Raw genomic sequence first — 21,528 nt, forward strand, 5'->3', positions numbered from 1 at the left:
AACGCGATCGACGTGCTGGTGATCGATTCGGTCGCGGCGCTGGTGCCGCGCGCCGAGATCGAGGGCGAGATGGGCGACAGCCATGTCGGCCTGCAGGCGCGCCTCATGTCGCAGTCGCTGCGCAAGCTGACGGGCTCGATCAGCCGCTCGCGCTGCATGGTGATCTTCATCAATCAGCTGCGCATGAAGATCGGCGTGATGTACGGCAACCCGGAGACGACGACGGGTGGCAACGCGCTGAAGTTCTACGCCTCGGTCCGCCTCGACATTCGCCGCACCGGGCAGATCAAGGATCGCGAAGACATCGTCGGCAACGCCACCCGCGTGAAGGTCGTGAAGAACAAGGTCGCGCCGCCGTTCAAGCAGGTTGAGTTCGACATCATGTATGGCGAGGGCATCTCCAAGATCGGCGAGGTGCTCGATCTCGGCGTCAAGGCGGGGCTGGTCGAGAAGGCGGGCGCGTGGTTCAGCTACGATTCGATCCGGATCGGCCAGGGCCGCGAGAACGCCAAGACCTATCTGCGCGAGAATCCGGAGCTCGCCGCGCGGCTGGAGCGCGCGATCCGCGCCCGCACCGAAAAGGTGGCCGAGGAGATGATGAGCGGCCCCGACGCGGAAGACGATCTCTGATCCAGGCTGCGCCTGTCGCGCCGACGCGCATCCGGGAGGCCCGCCAGCGATGGCGGGCCTTTCGTGTTTGCAAGGCAGGATGCAGGTGATCTTCGTGAAGTTTCGAACGGCCGGTGTGGTCGCATGACCACCGGCGCGGAGTGGGCGGCCGCGGTCGGCGACGTCTGGGCGGCGGAGTGGGTGCGCACCGACCGCAGCTTCGCCGGGCTGTCGCCGCGGCTCGATGCTGCGGTTCTTGCCGCCGCCCCTGCGGGACTGGGCAGGGCGGTCGATCTCGGCTGCGGAGCGGGGCAGACCAGCATCGCGCTCGCCGCCGCACGGCCCGACCTGACCGTCCTGGGTGTCGACATCTCGCCCGAGCTGGTCCGCATCGCCGCCGAGCGCGGCCGCGACCTGCCCAATCTGCGCTTCGCCGTCGCGGACGTGGCGGCCGATCCCCACGCGCCCGCCGGCGCGGACCTGCTGTTCTCCCGCCACGGCGTGATGTTCTACGATCACCCGGCGGAGACCTTCGCCGCCCTCCGCGCCGCCGCCGCCCCCGGCGCGCGGCTCGTCTTCTCCTGCTTCCGCAGTGCCGCGCTCAACCCCTGGGCCGGCGCGCTCGCCGCGACGATGATCGGAGGACCGTATGCGTCGCCGCCGGGCTATGCTCCCGGTCCGTTCGCCTTCGCGGACCCTGATCGCACGGCCGCCATGCTCGCGGGGGCCGGCTGGACGGCGGCCGCGCCGGAACCGGTGGACTATCGCTATGTCGCCGGCAGCGGCCCCGCCGCGGTCGCCGACGCCGCGACCTTCTTCCGCCGCGTCGGCCCCGTGTCGGCGGCGATCAAGGCCGTGCCGGCAGACGAGCAGCTGCTGCTGATCGCCCGCCTCACCGCGGCATTGACCGAACACCGCGACGGCGAGCAGGTCAGCTTCGCTGCCGCCGCCTGGATCTGGAGCGCCCACGCATGACCATCATCGTCCATCACCTGGAAAACTCCCGCTCGCAGCGCGTGCTGTGGATGCTGGAGGAACTCGGCCTGCCGTACGAGGTCAGGCGCTACGAGCGGAACCCCAAGACGATGCTCGCCCCGCCCGAGCTCCGCCGCGTCCACCCGCTCGGCAAGTCGCCGGTGATCGAGGACACCGACGAGAACGGCCGCACCGTCGCGGAGACCGGCGCGATCGTCGAATATCTGGTCGAAAAGGCCGACGGCCGGCTCGGGCCCCCGCCGCACCGCGACGCGGCGCTGCGGTACCGCTTCTGGCTGCACTATGCCGAAGGCTCGCTGATGCCGCCGCTCCTCGTCAAGCTGGTGCTGAACCGCATCCCGCTGTTCGGCAAGGCCGCGCAGAAGCGCATCCAGCCGATGATCGACGTCCATCTCGACTATATCGAAGCCGAGCTGAAGCAGCGGCCCTGGTTCGCCGGCGACCAGCTCACCGCGGCGGACGTGATGATGAGCTTCCCGCTGGAGGCCGCCCGCAGCCGCGCCGGGCTCGACGCGAGCCGGCCCGCGACGATCGCGTGGCTCGAGACGATCCACGCCCGCCCGGCCTACCGCACCGCGCTCGCGAAGGGCGGTCCCTACGCCTATGCCTGAAGCGCCGCGGCGGGCGGCTGCGGGGTCAGCGGGCCTTCCCAGGTCGCCACGACGCTGGCCGCCACCGCGTTGCCGATGACGTTGGTCGCCGATCGGCCCATGTCGAGGAAATGATCCACCGCCAGGATCAGCAGCAGCCCCGCCTCCGGGATGTGGAACAGGGGCAGCGTCGCCGCGATCACTACCAGCGACGCGCGCGGTACCCCGGCGATGCCCTTGGAGGTGACCATCAGCACCAGCAGCATCGTGATCTGCTGCCCCAGGCTGAGGTCGATGCCATAGGCGTGGGCGATGAACAGCGACGCGAACGTCATGTACATCATCGACCCGTCGAGATTGAACGAATAGCCCAGCGGCAGCACGAAGCTGGCGATCCGGTTCGGCACGCCGAACCGCTCCAGCGCCTCCAGCGTCCGCGGATAGGCGGCTTCGGAGGAGGCCGTGGTGAAGGCGAGCAGCAGCGGCGAGCCGATCAGCCGCACCAGCTCCGCTATCCGGCTGCCCACGAACAGGAAGCCCGCGCCGATCAGCACCGCCCACAGCACCGCCAGCCCCAGATAGAAGGAGCCCATGAACCAGGCGAGATCGCCGATCACGCCCACGCCGCGCTCGGCCAGCGTCGCCGTCACCGCCGCGAACACCGCCACCGGGGCGAAGCGCATGACGTAGTTGGTCACCCGCAGCATCACCTGCGCCAGCGCCTCCGTCGCGCGCACCAGCGGCCGCGCCGGCTCGCCCACCGCGGTGATCGCCAAGCCCAGGAACAGCGAGAAGACGACGATCTGCAGGATCTCGTTCTGCGCCATGGCGTCGACGATCGAGGCCGGCACGACATGCGTCACGAACTTGGCGAGATCGAAGCCCGATTGGTCGAGGCCCGTCGCGGCGCCCGGCGGCGGCACCAGCCGCATCGGCGCCACGCCGATCGCCGCCATCAGTCCCTGCGTCAGGTGCACCAGCACCAGCCCCAGCGTCAGCGAAACCAGGCTCGCCCCCACGAACCAGCCGACGCTGCGCAGCCCCACCCGGCCCAGCGCCGAGGTGTCGCCCATATGCGCGATGCCGACCACCAGCGTCGAAAACACCAGCGGCGCGATGATCATCTTGATGAGCCGCAGGAACAGCTGGGTCAGGATCGAGAAATAGCCGGCGATCTCCGTCAGCCGGTCCGCCGCCGCCTTGCTCCCGTCGTCGACCGCGCCGTGGATCGTCAGTCCCACCGCGATGCCCGCCACCAACCCCAACAGGATGAACCAGGTCAGCCGCTTGGCCATGCAACGCTCCCGCTCGACAGGAGCGGGAGCCAAGGGGATTGCGGGAGCGCGGTCAAGCGCCCAAACGGCCGGCGATGAACCGCCGCCAGCTGCTCCAGGCCGCCACGGCCGCACCGTTCCTGGCCGATCCGGGGTTGCTCCGCGCCGCCGCGCCGGACCTGGCGGGGCTCCGGGACATGACGACGGCCGCCCGGCCGATCGACGCGGCCGAGCGGGCGCGGCGGCTTGCCCGCGCGCAGGCGCTGATGCGCCGGGCGGGCCTCGCCGCGGTGGCGATCGAGCCGGGCTCGTCGATGATCTACTTCACCGGCGTGCGCTGGAGCCGCTCCGAACGCCCGACGCTCGCCCTCCTGCCGGTCGAGGGCGAGCCGTGCATTGTCACGCCCTTCTTCGAGGAGCCGTCGGTGCGCGAATCGCTCGCGGTCCCGGCCGAGGTGCGGGTGTGGCAGGAGGACGGCAGCGCCTTCGCCGTCGCGGCCGGGTGGCTCCGCGACCGCCGGCTGGCGGGATCCGTCGGCATCGAGGAGACGACGCGCTTCTTCATCGCCGACGGGCTGGCGCAGCAGCTCGGCCGTCCCGCGCTCGCCTCGGCCAATCCGGTCGTGCGCGGCTGCCGCATGATCAAGACGCCGGCCGAGCTGGCGCTGATGCAGCTCGCGACCGACGTGACGATCGCCGCCTATCGCTGGACCTATCCGCGCGTCGAGGCGGGAATGACCGGTCCCGACGTGAGCGCGCTGATGAACGCCGCCACCGTCAAGCTCGGTGGCGCGCCCGAGTTCGCGCTGGTGCTGATCGGCGAGGCCGCCGCCTATCCGCACGGCTCGAAGGAGGTCCACCGGGTCGCCGCCGGGCAGGTGGTGCTGATGGACTGCGGCTGCACGGTGGAAGGCTATCAGTCCGACGTCTCGCGGACCTGGGTGAACGGCGTCGCCACGCAGCAGCAGCGCACCGTCTGGGAGCAGGTGCGCCACGGCCAGCAGGTCGCCTTGGCCGCCGCCCGGGTCGGCACGCCGGCGGGCGAGGTGGATGCCGCGGTCCGGCGCTTCTACACCGGGCTGGGCTATGGCCCCGACTACCGGCTGCCGGGGCTCTCGCACCGCACGGGGCACGGCATCGGGCTGGACGGGCACGAGCCCGTCAATCTGGTCCGCGGCGAGACGACGCCGCTCGCGCCGGGGATGTGCTTCTCCGACGAGCCCGGGCTCTATCTGCCCGGCAAGTTCGGCGTGCGGCTGGAGGATTGCTTCCACATGACCGACGCCGGCCCGCGCTGGTTCTCGACCCCGCCCGTTTCGCTCGATCACCCGGTGTGAGCGTCCCGGTCCTGGTCAACGCCGGCGGCGGCACCGCGCGCGGGCTGGGGGATCGATGTGCGGGCGAGGTGGAAAAGGCCTTTGCGGCGGCCGGCCTGTCGGTCGAGGTGAGGATGCTGCCCGGCGAGGCGATCGGCGCCGCCGCGGCCGCGCTGGCGGATCGGGCGCTGGTGGTGGTCGGCGGCGGCGACGGGACGCTGGGTAGCGCGGCGGGCGAGCTGGCCAGGGGCGGCGCGGCCCTCGGGATCCTGCCGCTCGGCACGCGCAATCACCTGGCGCGCGAATTGGGCGTGCCGCTCGATCTCGGCGCGGCGGCGAAGCTGATCGCCGCGCGGCCGATCCGTCGCATCGATCTCGCCCGCGCCAATGGCCGCGCCTTCGTCAACAACGCCTCGATCGGCGCCTATCCCGAGCTGGTCGAGGAACGGGACCGGCGCGACGCGCCGAAATGGCTGGCGACGCTGCCCGCGACCTGGGCCGTGCTGAAGCGGCTGCGCCACCACCGCCTGCGCCTCACGCTCGCCGGCCGCGAGCAGCCGGTGCTCACCCCGCTGCTGTTCGTCGGCAACAACCGCTATGCGCTCGACGCCGGCCGGCTCGGCGCGCGCGAGGCGCTGGACGACGGCGTGCTCTGCGTCTTCGCGGTGGCGGCCAAGCGGCGGCGCGACCTGGTCGGCTTCGCGCTGCGCACGGTGATGGGCCGCGCCGATCCGCAGCGCGACTTCGCCCTGATCGGCGACACGGCCGAACTGACGGTCGACGGCCATCCGGCAAGCGTCGCCGTCGCGCTCGACGGCGAAGTGACGCGCCTCCCGTTGCCGCTGCGCTTCACGGTGGAACCCGGCGCGCTCGGCGTCGTGGCTCCGCTTGAGGGGGACGGCGCGACGGCCTAAGTCGCGGACATGATCTCGACCAACGACATCCGCCGCGGCTTTCTCGACTATTTCGGGCGCGAGGGGCACCAGATCGTGCCCTCTGCGCCGCTGGTGCCGCAGAACGACCCGACGCTGATGTTCGTCAACGCCGGGATGGTCCCGTTCAAGAACGTCTTCACCGGGCTGGAGGCGCGACCCTATTCGACCGCCACCTCGTCCCAGAAATGCGTGCGCGCGGGCGGCAAGCACAATGATCTCGACAATGTCGGCTACACCGCGCGGCACCATACTTTTTTCGAGATGCTCGGCAATTTCTCGTTCGGCGATTACTTCAAGGAGCGCGCGATCACGCTGGCATGGAACCTGCTAACCAAGGAGTGGGGGCTGCCGGCCGACAAGCTGACCGCCACCGTCTACCACACCGACGACGAGGCGTTCGACCTGTGGCGCAGGATCGCCGGCCTGCCCGAGCATCGCATCATCCGCATCCCGACCAAGGACAATTTCTGGGCGATGGGGGATAGCGGCCCGTGCGGGCCGTGCTCGGAGATCTTCTACGATCATGGCGAGCACATCCCCGGCGGGCCGCCGGGGTCGCCCGACGAGGACGGCGACCGCTTCGTCGAGATCTGGAACCTCGTCTTCATGCAATATGAGCAGGCGGACAACAGCATCGTCGCCGAGCTGCCCAAGAAGTCGATCGACACCGGCATGGGGCTGGAGCGGGTGGCGGCGGTGCTGCAGGGCGTCCACGACAATTACGATACCGATACGTTCCGGGCGCTGATCGCCGCGTCGGAGTCGCTGACCCACACCCATGCGCAGGGCGACGCGAAGGCGTCGCACCGGGTGATCGCCGATCATCTGCGGTCTGCCGGCTTCCTGGTCGCGGACGGCGTGCTGCCGGCCAATGAGGGCCGCGGCTATGTGCTCCGCCGCATCATGCGCCGCGCGATGCGCCATGCGCACCTGCTCGGCGCCGCCGAGCCGCTGATGCACCGGCTGGTGCCGGCGCTGGTGGCCGAGATGGGCGCGGCCTATCCCGAGCTGGTCCGCGCGCAGCCGATGATCGAGGCGACGCTGCGGCAGGAGGAGACGCAGTTCCGGCGGACGCTGGACCGCGGGCTGCGGCTGCTCGACGAGGCGACGACCGGGCTCGGCGAGGGCGGCACGCTCGCCGGCGAGACCGCGTTCCGGCTCTACGACACCTATGGCTTCCCCTATGACCTGACCGAGGACGCCCTGCGCGCGCGGGGCATGCAGGTCGACCGCACCGGCTTCGATACCGCGATGGCCGAGCAGAAGCGTGCGGCGCGGGCGGCGTGGAAGGGCTCCGGCGCCACCGCATCGGACGAGCTGTGGTTCGATCTGGCCGACGCGGTCGGCGCGACCGAGTTCACCGGCTACGCCAACGAGATCGGCGAGGCCGAGGTGCTGGCGCTGGTGAAGGACGGCGCGCGGGCGGACCGCGCCGGACCGGGCGAGCGGGTGCAGCTGATCGTCAACCAGACGCCCTTCTATGCCGAGAGCGGCGGTCAGGTCGGCGACACCGGGACGGTGACGTCGGAGGCGGGGCTGCGCGCCGCCGTCACCGACACCGGCAAGCAGCTCGGGCGGCTGTTCGTCCACGACCTGCTGGTGGAGGCGGGCGAGCTGGCGGTCGGCGACACGGTGCGGCTCGCGATCGACCGGGCGCGCCGCAGCCGCATCCGCGCCAACCATTCGGCCACGCACCTGCTCCATGCAGCCCTGCGCGATCGGCTGGGCAAGCATGTCGCGCAGAAGGGCTCGCTGGTCGCGCCCGACCGGCTGCGCTTCGACGTATCGCACCCGGTGGCGATGACCCCGGCCGAGCTGGCGCAGGCGGAAGCCGACGTCAACGCGCAGATCCGCGGCAACGGCGCGGTGACGACACGGCTGATGAGCCCGGAGGACGCGATCCGGATGGGCGCGATGGCGCTGTTCGGCGAGAAATACGGCGACGAGGTGCGCGTCGTCGGGATGGGCGAGGATGCGCACGGGACCTACTCGATCGAGCTGTGCGGCGGCACGCATGTCGGTGCGCTGGGCGATATCGGCCTGTTCAAGGTGGTCGGCGAGGGTGCGGTCGCGAGCGGCGTGCGGCGGGTGGAGGCACTGACCGGCGAGGCGGCTCGGGTCTGGCTCACCGGCCGCGACGAGAAGCTGCGCGAGGCGGCGACCGCGCTGCGCTCCTCCCCCGACGAGGTACCCGCCCGCGTCGCGGCGCTGCTCGACGAGCGGCGGCGGCTGGAGCGCGAATTGGCGGACGCGAGGAACGCACTCGCCATGGGCGGCGGCGGCGCGGGGCCGGCCGGCCCGGAACAGGTGGCGGGCGTCGGCTTCGTCGGCCAGGTGCTCGACGGCTTCGAGGCCAAGGGCCTGCGCGGCGCGGTCGACGAGGCGAAGCAGCGGCTCGGCTCCGGCGTCGCGGTGCTGGTCGCGGTGAACGACGGCCGCGCCTCGGTGGCGGTGGGCGTCACCGACGACCTGACCGCGCGCTGGAACGCGGTGGAGCTGCTCCGCCGCGCGGTGGCGGCGCTCGGCGGGCAGGGCGGCGGCGGCCGGCCCGACATGGCGCAGGGCGGTGGCCCGGAGGGCGCCAAGGCCGCCGATGCGGTCGCGGCGGTGCGGCAGGCGTTGACGGATCAGGCGCTCGCGGCCTGAGCGGCGGGCGCGGTCAGCCCGGTGTTCCGCTCCGCCCCCGGAGGCGGCGGATGCGCGGCTCGCGATCGAGCGCCGCCTGCCGGCGGATGATCTGGCGCAGGTCGTCGCGCTTGGCATGGATGGACGCGATCACCGGCCCCATCGCGAGGCCGAGATCGACCAGCACGGCTTCGGACAGCTGCAGCGAGCTTTCCAGCGTCTCGGGTACGGCATCGGTGACGCCGGCGCGGTAGAGCCGGGCGGCGTGCGCGGCGTCGCGGGCGCGGGCGATGATCGTCAGGCCGGGCGCGGCGGCATGGACCTGGCGGGCGAGGCGCACCGAAAGCTCGGCGTCGTCCATGGTCAGCACCAGCGCGTCGGCGCGGTCGAGCCGCAGCCGCTCGACCAGCTCGCCCCGCGCGACGTCGCCGAAGACGACCGGCAGGCCCTCGGCGCGCGCGGCGGTCACGCCGTCGATGTCGGCGTCCACCGCCAGCCAGCGCCGGTCGTGCGCCGCCAGCATCTCGGCCACCATCCGCCCGACCCGGCCGAAGCCGATCACCACCGTGCCCGGCCCGCGCTCGTCGACGTCGGGGAGCGTTCCGGCCGCGTCCACGCGTCGCCGGGCGGCCTGCCCGGCACGGGCGAGCAGCGGCGTCAGCGTCATGCCGAGCGCCGTCACCGCCTGCCAGAACGCGACGCCCGCGGGATCGACCAGCGCCGCCTGCGCCGCGACGCCGAGCACGATCAGCGTGGTTTCGCCGGGGCTGCCCATCAGCAGCCCGCCTTCCGCCGCGATGCCCCAGCGGCTGCCGGCCAGCCGCAGCAGCCCGGTCATCACCGTCGCCTTGGCGAGCACCACCGCGGCGAGCGCCCCCAGCAGCAGCGGCCAGCGCGCGGCGAGCAGACCCAGGTCCAGCCCCATGCCGACGGTGATGAGGAAGACGCCGAGCGCGAGGCTCTGGAACGGCTTGACAATCGCCTCCACTTCCTCGGCATAGGCGGTCTCGGCGATCAACAGGCCGGCGAGCAGCGCGCCCACGATCGGCGACAGCCCGACGGCGGTGGTGACGAGGCTGGCGGCGATCGCGACCAGCAGCGAGACGGCGAGGAACAGCTCCGGGCTCCGGGTGCGCGCGGCCTGCGCGAACAGCGGCGGCAGGGCGATGCGCCCGCCGGCGTACATCGCCGCGATCGTCCCGATGCCGACCAGCGCGACCTTGCCGACGCCGGCCCAACCGCCGCCGGCGTGCGGCGACAGCGCGCCCAGCGCGAACACGATCGGCACGAGCGCCAGATCCTCGAACAGCAGCACGGCGAAGGCCGCGCGGCCGAGCGCGCCTGCCGTACCGGTGATCGGCAGCACCAGCGCGGTGGAGGAGAGCGCGAGCGCCAGGCCGAGCGCGGCCGCCCCGGCGAGCGGCCGGCCGAGCAGGGCGAGCGCAACGCCGATCACCAGCGCCGTGCCGAGCAGCTCGGCCGCGCCGGCCCCGAACACCTGCCGTCGCATCGCCCAGAGCCGCCGGAAGGACAGGTGCAACCCGATCGTGAACAGCAGCAGGACGATGCCCATCTCCGCCACCGGCTCGATGCCGTGCGGGCTGGAGATGGTGACCCACCAGAGCCAGGGCGCGCGCGCGACCAGCGCACCGAGGCCGGACGGGCCGACCAGCACGCCGACGAGGATGAAGCCGATGACGGGGCTGATCCGGAACCGCGCGAAGGTGGGGATCACGAGCCCCGCCGCGCCGAGGATCACCAGCGCGTCGCTCACCCCGGCGCTGGCCAGCTCGCTCGTCATGCCGCCATGCTAACCGCCGCCGCGACGCGAGTCACGGCGGCGGTTGCCGGGCCGATCGCGGCCTCAGCGCTGGTGGGTGCGCGTCGTCCGCTTGGTGGTCGTGGTGGTCTTCGTCGTCGCACCGGCGTCGGACGTGGCAGCCCCGGCGGCGGGCTGCGCGGCGCTCACGGCGGCGTCGAGCTGCGCGGCCGTGAGCCCGACGGCGGCGCCGTTCGGGCCTGGGCCGACCCCCGCGACGGGCAGCCGCACCTCGCCCCTGGCGGTCTTCACGGTGACGAACTGCGCGTCCATCGCGATGATCGTGCCGACCTCCGTGCCGGACGGATCATAGACCTTCACACCCACGGCGGGATTGACGACGGCGGGCGCGACAGCGCTCGCCTGGCCCGGCGCGGCGGCGGGGGCAGCCGCGGCTGGAGCGGGGCTTGCCGTCTGGCCGGGCGCCGGCGCGGGCGGGGTCTGGCTTGGCGCCGGCGTCGGTACCTGGCCGGTGGTGGTCTGCGCGAGGGCCGGGCCGGCGAGGGCCACCGCGGCGGTCGTCAGGAAGAGGGTGAACCGCATGTGTGTGCTCCTTGTCTGGTTCACCCGACCAACCCGGCCGGCATCCGCGCGGTTCCTTGGCGCGGCTCGGCCCGTCGCTCAGGCCCAGGCACTCATCGCAACCTCCAGGTTGCCGCGCACCGCCTCGAAGAACTGCTCGGTCGTCATCCAGGGCTGGTCCGGGCCGATGAGGATGGCGAGGTCCTTCGTCATCTGCCCCTCCTCCACCGTCTCGATACAGACGCGCTCCAGCGTCTCGGCGAAGCGGGTGACGTCGGGCGTCCCGTCGAACTTGCCGCGATATTTCAGGCCGCCGGTCCAGGCGAAGATCGACGCGATCGGGTTGGTGGAGGTCGCCTTGCCCTGCTCGTGCTGGCGGTAGTGACGGGTGACGGTGCCATGCGCGGCCTCCGCCTCCACCGTCTTGCCGTCCGGCGTCATCAGCACCGAGGTCATCAGGCCGAGGCTGCCGAAGCCCTGCGCCACCTGGTCCGACTGCACATCGCCGTCATAGTTCTTGCACGCCCAGACGAACTCGCCCGACCATTTCAGCGCGCTGGCGACCATGTCGTCGATCAGGCGATGCTCGTAGACGATGTTCTTGGCCTTGAAGTCGGCAACGAACTCGCTCTCGAACACCTCCTGGAAGATGTCCTTGAAGCGACCGTCATACGCCTTGAGGATCGTGTTCTTGGTCGACAGGTAGACGGGCCAGCCGCGGCCCAGGCCGTAGTTGAGCGACGCCCGGGCGAAATCGCGGATCGAATCGTCCAGATTGTACATGCCCATGGCGACGCCGGACGACGGAAACTGGAACACCTCCTCCTCGATCACCTGGCCGTCCTCGCCCTGCCACTTCATCGTCAGCTTGCCGGGGCCGGGGACGCGGAAGTCGGTCGCGCGGTACTGGTCGCCGAAGGCATGGCGCCCGACCACGATCGGGTGCGTCCAGCCCGGGATCAGCCGCGGCACGTTGCGGATCACGATCGGCTCGCGGAAGACGACGCCGCCCAGGATGTTGCGGATCGTGCCGTTGGGCGACTTCCACATGCGCTTGAGATCGAACTCGGTCACCCGCGCCTCGTCGGGGGTGATGGTCGCGCATTTTACGCCGACGCCATATTGCTGGATCGCGCGCGCGCTCTCCACCGTCACCTTGTCGTCGGTGGCGTCGCGATGCTCGATGCCGAGATCGTAATAATCGAGATCGATGGCGAGATAGGGCTTGATCAGGCGCTCGCGGATCCACTCCCAGATGATCCGCGTCATCTCGTCGCCATCGATCTCGACGACGGGGGTCTTCACCTGAATCTTGGCCATGCTCGCTTCCTCGGGAGGGGATTGGCGGCGCGTCTAGGGCGTCGGGGGAGGGGGATCAAGGCGAGGGCGGGCTCATCCGGGGCAGCGCCGATTGTGCTCGCCCGCCGCCGCGGGTAAGCGCTGGGGAACATGCCCTCGCTCGACAAGCCGCCCGTGGCGACCACCACCGTCAAGTGGCGCTTCCCCGCCGTCCATTCCGAAGGCTTCCGCTACGTCCTGATCGCGATCGGTCTGACGCTGCTGATGACGATCGTGTGGGATGGCTTCTTCTGGCCGTTCACCGCGCTGACGCTCTGGGTCGCCGCCTTCTTCCGCGACCCCGTTCGGACGACGCCGCAGGGACCGGGCCTGATCGTGGCGCCCGCCGACGGGCTGATCACCATGATCCAGCGCGTGCCCGTGCCGCGCGAGCTGGACGGACCCAACGGGCTGGGCACCGCGCCGCTGGTGCGCGTGTCGATCTTCATGTCGGTCTTCGACGTCCATATCAACCGCACGCCGATCGCCGGCACGGTGAAGCAGGTCGTCTATGTCGCCGGCCGCTTCCTGAACGCCGATCTCGACAAGGCGTCGGAGGAAAACGAGCGGCAGTATTTCGTCGTCGAGGGGCATGACGGGCGCCGCGTCGGGTTCACGCAGATCGCCGGGCTGGTGGCGCGACGGATCCTCGGATTCGTCAAGGCGGGCGACATCGTCGCGAGCGGGCAACGGATCGGCCTGATCCGTTTCGGCAGCCGCGTGGACGTGTTCCTCCCCGACGATTGCGTGTGCCAGGTCGCGCTGGGTCAGCGGAGTATCGCCGGCGAGACGGTGCTCGGCCGGATCGGTGGTGTGCCGGTGACCGGGGTCGCGCAGTGAGATTGGCGGGCAGCGCGGCGGCTTCCTGCAATCCTCCCCGGGACGGGGAGGGGGACCGCCGCCGCAGGCGGCGGTGGAGGGGGCTCCATTGCGAGCGGATCGTCCGGGCCGGAGCCCCCTCCACCACGCCGTTGCGCGGCGCGGTCCCCCTCTCCGTCCCGGGGAGGAGCTAGAAGGTGGCGCGCGCCCCGCGGCTGCGCCAGCGCCGCCCGGTACGCGGCATTCCGCTGCGCGCGGTGATCCCCAACGTCATCACCGCGCTGGCGCTCTGTGCGGGCCTGTCGGGCGTGCGGTTCGCGATCGCGGGGGAATGGGAGCAGGCGGTGGCGATGATCCTCGTCGCCGGCGTGCTCGACGGGCTCGACGGTCGCGTCGCCCGGCTGCTGCGCGGCGAAAGCCGATTCGGCGCGGAGCTCGACTCGCTGTCCGACGCGATCTCGTTCGGGGTCGCGCCCGCGCTGATCCTGTATCTGTGGTCGCTGCGTCATGCGCCGCGGATCGGCTGGATGTGCGCGTTGATGCTGGCGGTGTTCTGCGCGCTCCGGCTCGCCCGCTTCAACGCGCAGATCGACATCGACGAACAGCCCCGCAAGGCCGCCGGCTACCTCACCGGCGTGCCAGCGCCGGCGGCCGCGGGGATCGCGCTGTTACCCCTGTTCATCTGGCTCTGGAGCGAGCAGCCGCTCGCCGCCTCGCCATGGCTGGTTGCGCCGTGGACGGCCGGCACCGCGCTGCTCATGGTGTCGAGCCTGGCGACCTATAGCTGGAAGTCGTTCCGCCTGCGTCGTCATGTCCGGTTCGAGGCAATCGCGGCGGCGGTGATGCTGGCCGCGGCGCTGGTGTCTGCGCCCTGGCAGACCCTGACCGCGGTGACGATCGGTTACGTCGCGACCATCCCGTTCAGCGTCGCGGGTTACGCCCGGTTCAGGCGGTCGCGCGCAAGCGGGATAGCGGGGCGGGGATCGGCGACGCCGCCCAGCGCTTGACCGCGATGCGCCGCTCCGCCCGGACGAGCGCGGCCAGCGGGCGGAAGGGTTCCTCGACCTGCCCGACGGCGAGCCTGGCGATCCGATGCCATTCCGGCGCTACCGTCGACCAGATCGCCGCAACGGCCATTGCCATCGCGCCCGCGAACACCGCCACTGCCACCAAACCTGCCATATTCGCCTCCAAGGTCGCAACGCGCCTCGTCCAGCTCACCCGAACGGGCGAGTTATCCACAGGTTCCTAAACACCTGTGAAAAGGGCGTTCCTGATGCGGCAGGTGCTCCATGTTCCCGCCGTAGTCCGTCTATGTTCCACAATCGTTCTTCGGTCAAGCGCTTGCGTTCGCGCGTCTCTGCGCCTAAACGCGCCGCCTCAATCCCACATGGGAAGCAACATAGCCCGGTGCCCCACCTGTGGGGTTCCCGCTTCCCAGAGGCTCAACCGGAAGGAACCATCCTATGGCGGCGCCCGTCGTCTCCATGCAGCAATTGATCGAAACCGGCGCGCATTTCGGCCACCAGACGCATCGCTGGAACCCGAAGATGCGGCCGTATATCTTCGGCGACCGCAACGGCGTCCACATCCTGGACCTGTCGCAGACCGTGCCGCTGTTCGCCCGCGCGCTGGAGTTCGTCAGCTCCACCGTCGCCTCAGGCGGCAAGGTGCTGTTCGTCGGCACCAAGCGCCAGGCGCAGGAGCCGATCGCGGACGCCGCGCGCCGTGCCAACCAGCATTTCGTCAACCACCGCTGGCTGGGCGGCATGCTCACCAACTGGAAGACGATCAGCAACTCGATCCGGCGCATGAAGGCGCTGGAGGAGCAGCTGGGCGGCGACACCGTGGGCCTCACCAAGAAGGAGGTGCTGCAGCTCACCCGCGAACGCGACAAGCTCGAGATGAGCCTGGGCGGCATCCGCGACATGGGCGGCATCCCCGAGGTGATGTTCGTGATCGACGCGAACAAGGAAGAGCTGGCGATCAAGGAAGCGAACACGCTGGGCATCCCGGTGGTGGCGATCCTCGATTCGAACGTGAGCCCGGACGGCATCGCCTTCCCGGTGCCGGCCAATGACGACGCGAGCCGGGCCATCCGCCTGTATTGCGAGGCGATCGCGATCGCGGCGACGCGCGGCGGCCAGGAGCAGGTCTCGCGCCGCGGCGGCGACATCGGCGCGATGGCCGAGCCGCCGGCCGAGGCGTCGCTGGGCACCGATCCGACGCCGGTCGATGCGGCCGCGGCTGCCGACGCCGGGGCCGAAGCGACCGCCTGAGCGCTTCGCACGGACACATTCCGGCGGGCGGGGTCGACAGGTGCGGCGCCGCCCGCCGTCACATTGAAGAAGGACTGGGACAATGGCCGAGATCACGGCTTCCATGGTCAAGGACCTGCGCGAGAAGAGCGGCGCGGGCATGATGGATTGCAAGAAGGCGCTGAACGAGACCGGCGGCGAGATGGACGCGGCGATGGACTGGCTGCGCACCAAGGGCCTCGCGGCCGCGCAGAAGAAGTCGAGCCGCACCGCGGCCGAGGGGCTGGTCGGCGTCGCGATCAGCGGCACGCGCGGCGCCGTGGTGGAGGTCAATTCCGAGACCGACTTCGTCGCCAAGAACGCGCAGTTCCAGGACTTCGTGCGCGAGGTGACGCAGCTGGCGCTCGCCACGGGCGGCGAGGTCGAGGCGCTGAAGGCTGAGGCGATGCCGTCCGGCACGACCGTCGGCGACACGCTGACCAACAACATCGCCACCATCGGCGAGAACCAGTCGCTGCGTCGCGCGAGGCGGCTGGAGGTGTTGCAGGGCGCGGTGGTGGCGTATGTCCACAACCAGCAGGCGCCGGGGCTGGGCAAGATCGGCGTGCTGGTCGCGCTGGAGAGCGCCGCGCCCGAGGCGGCGTTGCAGGATCTGGGCAAGCAGCTCGCCATGCACATCGCCGCGGCGTTCCCCAAGGCGCTGAACGAGGCGGACCTCGACGAGGCCGAGATCGAGCGCGAGCGCGCGATCGCGACCGAGAAGGCGGCCGACAGCGGCAAGCCGGCCGACATCATCGCCAAGATGGTCGAGGGCGGGATCGCCAAATACCGCAAGGAGCACGCGCTGGTCAGCCAGCTGTTCGTGATGGACGGCAAGACCAAGATCAGCGACGTGGTCGCCAGGGCGGGCAAGGATGCCGGCAGCCCGATCGTGCTCAAGGACTATGTCCGTTTCCAGCTCGGCGAGGGCATCGAGAAGGAGCAGTCGGATTTCGCCGCCGAGGTCGCCGCCGCGTCGGGCGTGCCGCAGAAGCAGGACGAGCCGGAACCCGCGGCCTGAACGACGGGGGAGGGCGACGATCGCGTCCGCTTTCGGTGCAGATGGTTGCCCTCCCGCTTCGCCCCGTATAGCCCAGCCGCCATGCCCGACCGCCGGTTCAAGCGCATCCTCCTGAAGCTGTCGGGAGAGGTGCTGATGGGGGACGGGGATGGCGGGCTCGCGATCGACCCCGCCGTCACCGCGCGCGTCGCCGGCGAGATCGCGGACGTGCAGGCCAATGGCCATCAGCTGTGCGTCGTGGTCGGCGGCGGCAACATCTTCCGCGGCATTTCGGCCGCCGCCAAGGGCATCGAGCGGGCGACCGCCGATTACATGGGCATGCTGGCGACGGTGATGAACGCGCTCGCGGTGCAGAACGCGCTGGAGGCGATCGGTGTGGAGACGCGCGTCCAGTCCGCGATCCCGATGGCGTCGGTCTGCGAGCCGTTCATCCGCCGCCGCGCCGAGCGCCACCTGCAAAAGGGCCGCGTGGTCATCTTCGCCGCCGGCGTCGGCAGCCCCTATTTCACCACCGACAGCGGCGCGGCGCTGCGCGCGGCCGAGATGAAATGCGACGCGCTGTTCAAGGGCACCAGCGTCGACGGCGTCTATGACGCGGACCCGAAGCAGGTCGCCACCGCGAAGCGCTACGAAACGATCAGTTACGACGCGGTCCTCGCCCGCAACCTGAAGGTGATGGACGCCTCCGCCGTCGCGCTGTGCCGCGACAACGCCATTCCCATCGTCGTCTTCAACATCCGCGAGCACGGCAATTTCGCCGCCGTGCTGGCCGGGGACGGCGTATCCACGATCGTGCAAGGAGAGCCGGCCGATGCCCGCCTATGACAAGTCAGATCTCGAACGCCGCATGGCGGGCGCGACCGAGGCGCTGAAGCACGATCTTGGCGGCCTGCGCACCGGCCGCGCCTCCACCACGCTGCTCGATCCGGTGACGGTGGAGGTCTATGGCAGCCACATGCCGCTCAACCAGGTGGCGACCGTCTCCGTGCCCGAGCCGCGCATGCTGTCGGTGCAGGTGTGGGACAAGTCGAATGTCGGCCCGGTCGAGAAGGCGATCCGCTCGGCGGGGCTCGGGCTGAACCCGATCAACGACGGCACCACGCTGCGCCTGCCGATCCCCGACCTGACCGAGGAGCGCCGCCGCGAGCTGGCGAAGCTGGCCGGGTCCTATTCCGAAAAGGCCAAGATCGCCGCGCGCAACGTCCGCCGCGACGGCATGGACGCGCTCAAGACCGACGAGAAGAAGAACGTGTTCGGCGAGGACGAACGCAAGCGCCACGAGGGCGAGCTGCAGAAGCTCACCGACAAGACGATCGCCGACATCGACGCCGCTGCGTCGGCGAAGGAAAAGGAAATCATGGGCAAGTGAGAGGCATGAGCGCCTTCTCCCCTCCCGCTTGCCGGAGGGGTCGGGGGTGGGCCCCCGGCCCGACCTGCAGCGCCCGGTTGGGAGCGCTGGCCCACTCCCCGGTCCCCTCCCGCGTGCGGGAGGGGAAGTAGCCATGGCCACCGCCGCCGTTCCCGAGCTCGCGCCCGCCGCGCTGCCGCGCCATGTCGCCATCATCATGGACGGCAACGGGCGCTGGGCGAAGCAGCGGCGGCTGCCGCGGCTCGCCGGCCACCGCGCGGGCGTGGAGGCGGTGCGGCGCGTGACGCGCGCGGCGCGGGCGATGGGGCTGGAGGCGCTGACGCTCTACGCCTTCTCGTCCGAGAACTGGCGGCGGCCGGAGGAGGAGGTCAGCGACCTGATGGGCCTGCTGCGGCTGTTCATCCGCTCCGATCTCGCCGAGCTGGTGCGCGAGAACGTCCGGCTGCGGGTGATCGGCGATTACCGGCGTTTCGCGCCCGACCTCGTCGCGCTGGTCGACGATGCGGTGGCGCGCACGGACGGCAACACCGGCCCGGTGCTCGCCATCGCGCTGAATTACGGCGCCCAGGCCGAACTGGCCGCCGCCGCCCGCCGGCTCGCGGCGCGGCTGCCGGCCGAGGCGATCGACGAGGCGGCCATCGAGGCGGAGCTGGAAACGGCCGCGCTGCCGCCGCTCGACCTGCTGATCCGCACCTCCGGCGAACAGCGACTGTCCAACTTCCTGCTGTGGCAGGCGGCCTATGCCGAGCTGCTGTTCGTCGACACGCTCTGGCCCGATTTCGGCGCGGACGAGCTGGCGGACGCGATCGCCGCCTTCGGCCGCCGCCAGCGCCGCTATGGCGGCCTGTGAGCGAGCTGCGCACCGCGCCCGGGCCACGGTCCGAGCTCGTCACGCGGGCGCTGGCCGGCGCGGCGATGCTGGCGGTGGCGATCGTCGCGATCGTGCTCGGCGGCGTGCTGTTCTGGCTGCTGGCGGTGGTGGCGGTGCTGCTGATGATGGCGGAATGGTCCGCGCTGCACGGCGCCGGCCCGCGCGAGACGCGGATCGCGCAGTTCACGCTGTTCGTGCCGCTGGTGCTGATGGCGCCGGTGTCGATCATCGGAGAGAGCCGGCCGTTCTTCGTGCTGGGGCTGCTGGCCGCGGCGGCGTTCTTCGTCGTGATCGTCACCGGCCGGCGCGGGCTGGCGCTCGGCGTCCTTTATTGCGGCCTGCCGGTGCTGGCGTTGACGCTGCTGCGCCGCCAGCACGCGCCCGACGCGGGCGACACCTTCTGGGGCCTGATCTGGACGCTGTGGACGCTGGCGCTGGTCTGGGCGACCGACATCGGCGCCTATTTCGCCGGCCGCGCGATCGGTGGGCCGAAGCTGGCGCCGCGCTGGAGCCCGTCCAAGACCTGGGCCGGGCTCGTCGGCGGCGTCGCGCTGGCGTCGCTGGTCGGCGCGGGATTCCACGCCTGGTACGGCCTGCCGCTGCGGCTCACGCTGGCGACGCCCGCGCTGGCGGTGCTCGCGCAGGCGGGCGACCTGTATGAGAGCGCGCTGAAACGGCGGGCCGGCGTCAAGGATTCGGGCAATCTGCTGCCCGGCCATGGCGGCGTGATGGATCGGCTGGACGGCGTCGTGCCGGTCGCCCCCGCCGCGGCGTTCCTCGCGCTCGTCGTGCCGCTGCTGTATCGCTTTCAGAGCTGATGCGGACCATCACCGTCCTCGGGGCGACCGGCTCGGTCGGCGCTTCCACGCTCGACCTGATCGAACGCGAACCCGGCCGGTTCCGTGTGCGCGCGCTGACGGCGCAGCAGGACGTGGCCAAGCTCGCTGCCGCCGCGCGACGCACGGGAGCGGCGTGGGCGGTGATCGGCGACGAGACGCGGCTGCCGGCGCTGCGCGAGGCGCTGCGCGGCACGAACGTCGACGTGGCGGGCGGGCGTGAGGCGCTGATCGACGCGGCGGCGGGGGCGGACTGGACGATGGCGGCGATCGTCGGCTGCGCGGGGCTCGAACCCGTCATGGCCGCGGTCCGGGCCGGCGGCACGGTGGTGCTCGCCAACAAGGAGCCGCTGGTCTCGGCAGGCGAGCTGATCCTCGCCGCTGCGCGCGACTCCGGCGCGACGCTGCTGCCGGCGGACAGCGAGCACAACGCGATCTTCCAGTGCTTCGACTTCGCCCGGCCCGAGCGCGTGCGCCGCATCGTGCTGACGGGCAGCGGCGGCCCGTTCCGCGAGTGGTCGACCGAACGGATGCGCGTCGCCACGCCGGAACAGGCGGTCGCGCATCCCAACTGGTCGATGGGCGCGAAGATCTCGGTCGACAGCGCGACGATGTTCAACAAGGGCCTCGAACTGATCGAGGCGGCGCGGCTGTTTCCCGTCGATCCCGAGCGGATCGAGATCGTCATCCATCGCCAGTCGGTGATCCACAGCCTCGTGGAGTATGTCGACGGCTCGTTGCTCGCCCAGCTCGGGCCGTCCGACATGCGCGTGCCGATCGCGCACACGCTCGCCTGGCCCGATCGGATGGCCGCGCCGGTCCCGCCGCTCGATCTGGTGGCGCTCGGCCGGCTTGACTTCGCGGCGCCGGACGAAGGGCGGTTCCCGGCGCTGCGGCTCGCCCGCGACGTGCTGCGGGCGGGCGGCGCCCGGCCGGCGATCCTGAACGCGGCGAACGAGGTCGCGGTAGCGGCGTTCCTGGGCCGCCGTATCGGCTTCCTCGAAATCGCCGCAATCGTGGCCGAAACGCTCGATCGCTTCGATCCGCCGGCGCCGGGCGACCTCGCCGCGGTCCTCGCCGTCGATGCGGAGGCGAGGGCGCTGGCGGGCGAGCGCGTAAAGGATTGCGTCGTTTGATCCATTCCCCGGGCCTGCTGCTCACGCTTCTCGCCTTCGTCGGCGTGATCGCGCCGCTCGTGTTCATCCACGAGATGGGCCATTATTGGGCGGGGCGCCTGTTCGGCGTGAAGGCGGACGCCTTCTCGATCGGCTTCGGTCGCGAGATCGCGGGCTGGACCGACCGGCGCGGCACGCGCTGGAAGCTCGCCTGGCTGCCGCTGGGCGGCTATGTCCGCTTCGCCGGCGACATGAACGCGGTGTCGCAGCCGTCGGCCGATTGGCTGGCGATGCCCGCCGACGAGCGCAACCGCACGTTCCAGGCGAAGCCGGTGTGGCAGCGCGCGCTGATCGTCGCGGCGGGGCCGGCGGTGAACCTCCTCGCGGCGGTGCTGATCCTTGCCGGCTTCGCGCTCGCCTATGGCGATGCGTACGGCCCGCCGGCGGTCGGCGCGGTGGCGCCCGCCAGCGCGGCGCAGCGGGCGGGCCTGCGGGTGGGCGACCGGATCACGGCGATCGCCGGCCGGCCGGTCGACGCGTTCGCGCAGCTCAGCGACATCATCCAGCCGCGTCCCGGCCAGGCGGTGCGTGTCGAGCTGGTGCGCGACGGCAAACCCGTCACGCTGACCGCGACGATCGGCGCGCAGCCCGCGCGCGCCGCCGATGGCCGGCGGGTCGCGATCGGCATGCTCGGCGTCTCGCCGCCGCCGGCGTCGCTGCCGCAGGCCGCGGTGGTGGGCGTGCGCCGCACGGGCGAGATCATCGGCGTGATGACCGATGCGATCGGCCAGATCGTGACCGGCCGCCGCTCCGTGCGCGAGCTGGGCGGCCCCATCACCATCGCGCGCGCATCGGGTGCGACGCTGGCGGTCGGCTGGGGGATGTGGGTCTATCTGATCGCGCTGGTCTCCATCAATCTCGGGTTCATCAATCTCCTGCCAGTCCCGATGCTGGATGGTGGCCATCTGCTCTTCTACGCGATCGAGGTCGTGCGGCGGCGGCCGGTGGGGCCGACGGCGCAGGAGTGGGCGTATCGCGGCGGGCTGGCCGCGCTGGCGGCCCTGATGCTGCTCGTGACCTTCAACGATCTGGGTGCGGCCGGGTTGTGGAGCCGGCTCGCCGGGTTGATCGGCTGACCCGATTGGGGCAGGGGCGGCGCGCGAGGCCGCACACGGA

General features: G+C 71.4%; 21 protein-coding genes. 16 read left to right on the top strand and 5 right to left on the bottom strand.

What is annotated here, in order from left to right:
* The 3 genes from recA to ACFE64_RS08900 all read left to right on the top strand — a co-directional run.
* On the top strand, positions 1-630 hold a 630-nt coding region (recA, locus tag ACFE64_RS08890; protein WP_375392106.1), incomplete at its 5' end, for a recombinase RecA.
* A 123-nt stretch (positions 631-753) separates the two neighbouring features.
* Positions 754-1,584, top strand: coding sequence for a class I SAM-dependent methyltransferase (locus ACFE64_RS08895; protein ID WP_375392107.1), 831 nt, complete (start codon positions 754-756; stop codon positions 1,582-1,584).
* Positions 1,581-2,216, top strand: coding sequence for a glutathione S-transferase family protein (locus ACFE64_RS08900; protein WP_375392108.1), 636 nt, complete (start codon positions 1,581-1,583; stop codon positions 2,214-2,216). The genes ACFE64_RS08895 and ACFE64_RS08900 overlap by 4 nt, the downstream gene beginning before the upstream one ends.
* Here ACFE64_RS08900 and ACFE64_RS08905 read toward each other — a convergent pair.
* On the bottom strand, positions 2,207-3,490 hold the full coding sequence (locus ACFE64_RS08905; protein ID WP_375392109.1) for a dicarboxylate/amino acid:cation symporter: 1,284 nt from the start codon (positions 3,488-3,490) through the stop codon (positions 2,207-2,209). The genes ACFE64_RS08900 and ACFE64_RS08905 overlap by 10 nt on opposite strands.
* 74 nt (positions 3,491-3,564) lie before the next feature.
* Here ACFE64_RS08905 and ACFE64_RS08910 point away from each other — a divergent pair, with 74 nt between their 5' ends.
* The 3 genes from ACFE64_RS08910 to alaS are packed head-to-tail and all read left to right on the top strand — an operon-like array spanning position 3,565 to position 8,366.
* On the top strand, positions 3,565-4,806 hold the full coding sequence (locus tag ACFE64_RS08910) for a M24 family metallopeptidase (RefSeq protein WP_375392110.1): 1,242 nt from the start codon (positions 3,565-3,567) through the stop codon (positions 4,804-4,806).
* Positions 4,803-5,699, top strand: a complete 897-nt coding sequence (locus tag ACFE64_RS08915) for a diacylglycerol/lipid kinase family protein (protein WP_375392111.1) — start codon at positions 4,803-4,805, stop codon at positions 5,697-5,699. The genes ACFE64_RS08910 and ACFE64_RS08915 overlap by 4 nt, the downstream gene beginning before the upstream one ends.
* Before the next feature lie 9 nt (positions 5,700-5,708).
* Positions 5,709-8,366 carry an alanine--tRNA ligase gene (alaS, locus tag ACFE64_RS08920; RefSeq protein ID WP_375392112.1) on the top strand — a complete coding sequence of 886 codons (2,658 nt, stop codon included), beginning with the start codon at positions 5,709-5,711 and terminating at the stop codon, positions 8,364-8,366.
* A gap of 13 nt (positions 8,367-8,379) precedes the next feature.
* Here the strand turns inward: alaS and ACFE64_RS08925 are convergent, their stop codons facing one another.
* The 3 genes from ACFE64_RS08925 to ACFE64_RS08935 form a co-directional block, all read right to left on the bottom strand.
* Positions 8,380-10,146: a cation:proton antiporter gene (locus tag ACFE64_RS08925; protein WP_375392113.1), complete on the bottom strand. Its 1,767-nt coding sequence runs from the start codon at positions 10,144-10,146 to the stop codon at positions 8,380-8,382.
* A 63-nt stretch (positions 10,147-10,209) separates the two neighbouring features.
* Positions 10,210-10,707 (bottom strand): hypothetical protein, encoded by a 498-nt coding sequence (locus ACFE64_RS08930; protein ID WP_375392114.1) that lies wholly within the window; start codon positions 10,705-10,707, stop codon positions 10,210-10,212.
* Positions 10,708-10,785: 78 nt separating this feature from the next.
* Positions 10,786-12,006: an NADP-dependent isocitrate dehydrogenase gene (locus ACFE64_RS08935; RefSeq protein WP_375392115.1), complete on the bottom strand. Its 1,221-nt coding sequence runs from the start codon at positions 12,004-12,006 to the stop codon at positions 10,786-10,788.
* Positions 12,007-12,135: 129 nt separating this feature from the next.
* On the opposite strand from ACFE64_RS08935, the gene ACFE64_RS08940 reads away from it, so the two are divergent.
* Together ACFE64_RS08940 and ACFE64_RS08945 are read left to right on the top strand one after the other, a co-directional pair.
* On the top strand, positions 12,136-12,864 hold the full coding sequence (locus ACFE64_RS08940; protein ID WP_375392116.1) for a phosphatidylserine decarboxylase: 729 nt from the start codon (positions 12,136-12,138) through the stop codon (positions 12,862-12,864).
* 176 nt (positions 12,865-13,040) lie between these two features.
* Positions 13,041-13,850 carry a CDP-alcohol phosphatidyltransferase family protein gene (locus ACFE64_RS08945; RefSeq protein ID WP_375392117.1) on the top strand — a complete coding sequence of 270 codons (810 nt, stop codon included), beginning with the start codon at positions 13,041-13,043 and terminating at the stop codon, positions 13,848-13,850.
* Here ACFE64_RS08945 and ACFE64_RS08950 read toward each other — a convergent pair.
* Positions 13,789-14,025 (bottom strand): hypothetical protein, encoded by a 237-nt coding sequence (locus tag ACFE64_RS08950; RefSeq protein ID WP_375392118.1) that lies wholly within the window; start codon positions 14,023-14,025, stop codon positions 13,789-13,791. The genes ACFE64_RS08945 and ACFE64_RS08950 overlap by 62 nt on opposite strands.
* Before the next feature lie 284 nt (positions 14,026-14,309).
* Here ACFE64_RS08950 and rpsB point away from each other — a divergent pair, with 284 nt between their 5' ends.
* From rpsB to ACFE64_RS08990, 8 genes are all read left to right on the top strand, one after another.
* Positions 14,310-15,122: a 30S ribosomal protein S2 gene (gene rpsB / locus ACFE64_RS08955; protein ID WP_375392119.1), complete on the top strand. Its 813-nt coding sequence runs from the start codon at positions 14,310-14,312 to the stop codon at positions 15,120-15,122.
* Positions 15,123-15,204: 82 nt separating this feature from the next.
* Positions 15,205-16,161, top strand: coding sequence for a translation elongation factor Ts (gene tsf, locus ACFE64_RS08960; RefSeq protein ID WP_375392120.1), 957 nt, complete (start codon positions 15,205-15,207; stop codon positions 16,159-16,161).
* 81 nt (positions 16,162-16,242) lie between these two features.
* Positions 16,243-16,986: a UMP kinase gene (gene pyrH, locus ACFE64_RS08965; RefSeq protein WP_375392121.1), complete on the top strand. Its 744-nt coding sequence runs from the start codon at positions 16,243-16,245 to the stop codon at positions 16,984-16,986.
* On the top strand, positions 16,973-17,530 hold the full coding sequence (frr, locus tag ACFE64_RS08970; protein ID WP_375392122.1) for a ribosome recycling factor: 558 nt from the start codon (positions 16,973-16,975) through the stop codon (positions 17,528-17,530). The genes pyrH and frr overlap by 14 nt, the downstream gene beginning before the upstream one ends.
* Positions 17,531-17,663: 133 nt before the next feature.
* Entirely contained in the window at positions 17,664-18,380 is a 717-nt protein-coding gene (gene uppS, locus ACFE64_RS08975; RefSeq protein ID WP_375392123.1) for a polyprenyl diphosphate synthase, read from the top strand.
* Positions 18,377-19,219 (top strand): phosphatidate cytidylyltransferase, encoded by an 843-nt coding sequence (locus ACFE64_RS08980; protein ID WP_375392124.1) that lies wholly within the window; start codon positions 18,377-18,379, stop codon positions 19,217-19,219. Before uppS ends, ACFE64_RS08980 begins: the two co-directional genes overlap by 4 nt.
* Positions 19,219-20,373, top strand: a complete 1,155-nt coding sequence (gene dxr, locus ACFE64_RS08985) for a 1-deoxy-D-xylulose-5-phosphate reductoisomerase (protein WP_375392125.1) — start codon at positions 19,219-19,221, stop codon at positions 20,371-20,373. Before ACFE64_RS08980 ends, dxr begins: the two co-directional genes overlap by 1 nt.
* Positions 20,370-21,488: an RIP metalloprotease gene (locus ACFE64_RS08990; protein ID WP_375392126.1), complete on the top strand. Its 1,119-nt coding sequence runs from the start codon at positions 20,370-20,372 to the stop codon at positions 21,486-21,488. The genes dxr and ACFE64_RS08990 overlap by 4 nt, the downstream gene beginning before the upstream one ends.
* Positions 21,489-21,528 lie beyond the last annotated feature (40 nt).

The organism is uncultured Sphingomonas sp., assembly GCF_964250165.1.
Lineage (GTDB): Bacteria > Pseudomonadota > Alphaproteobacteria > Sphingomonadales > Sphingomonadaceae > Sphingomonas.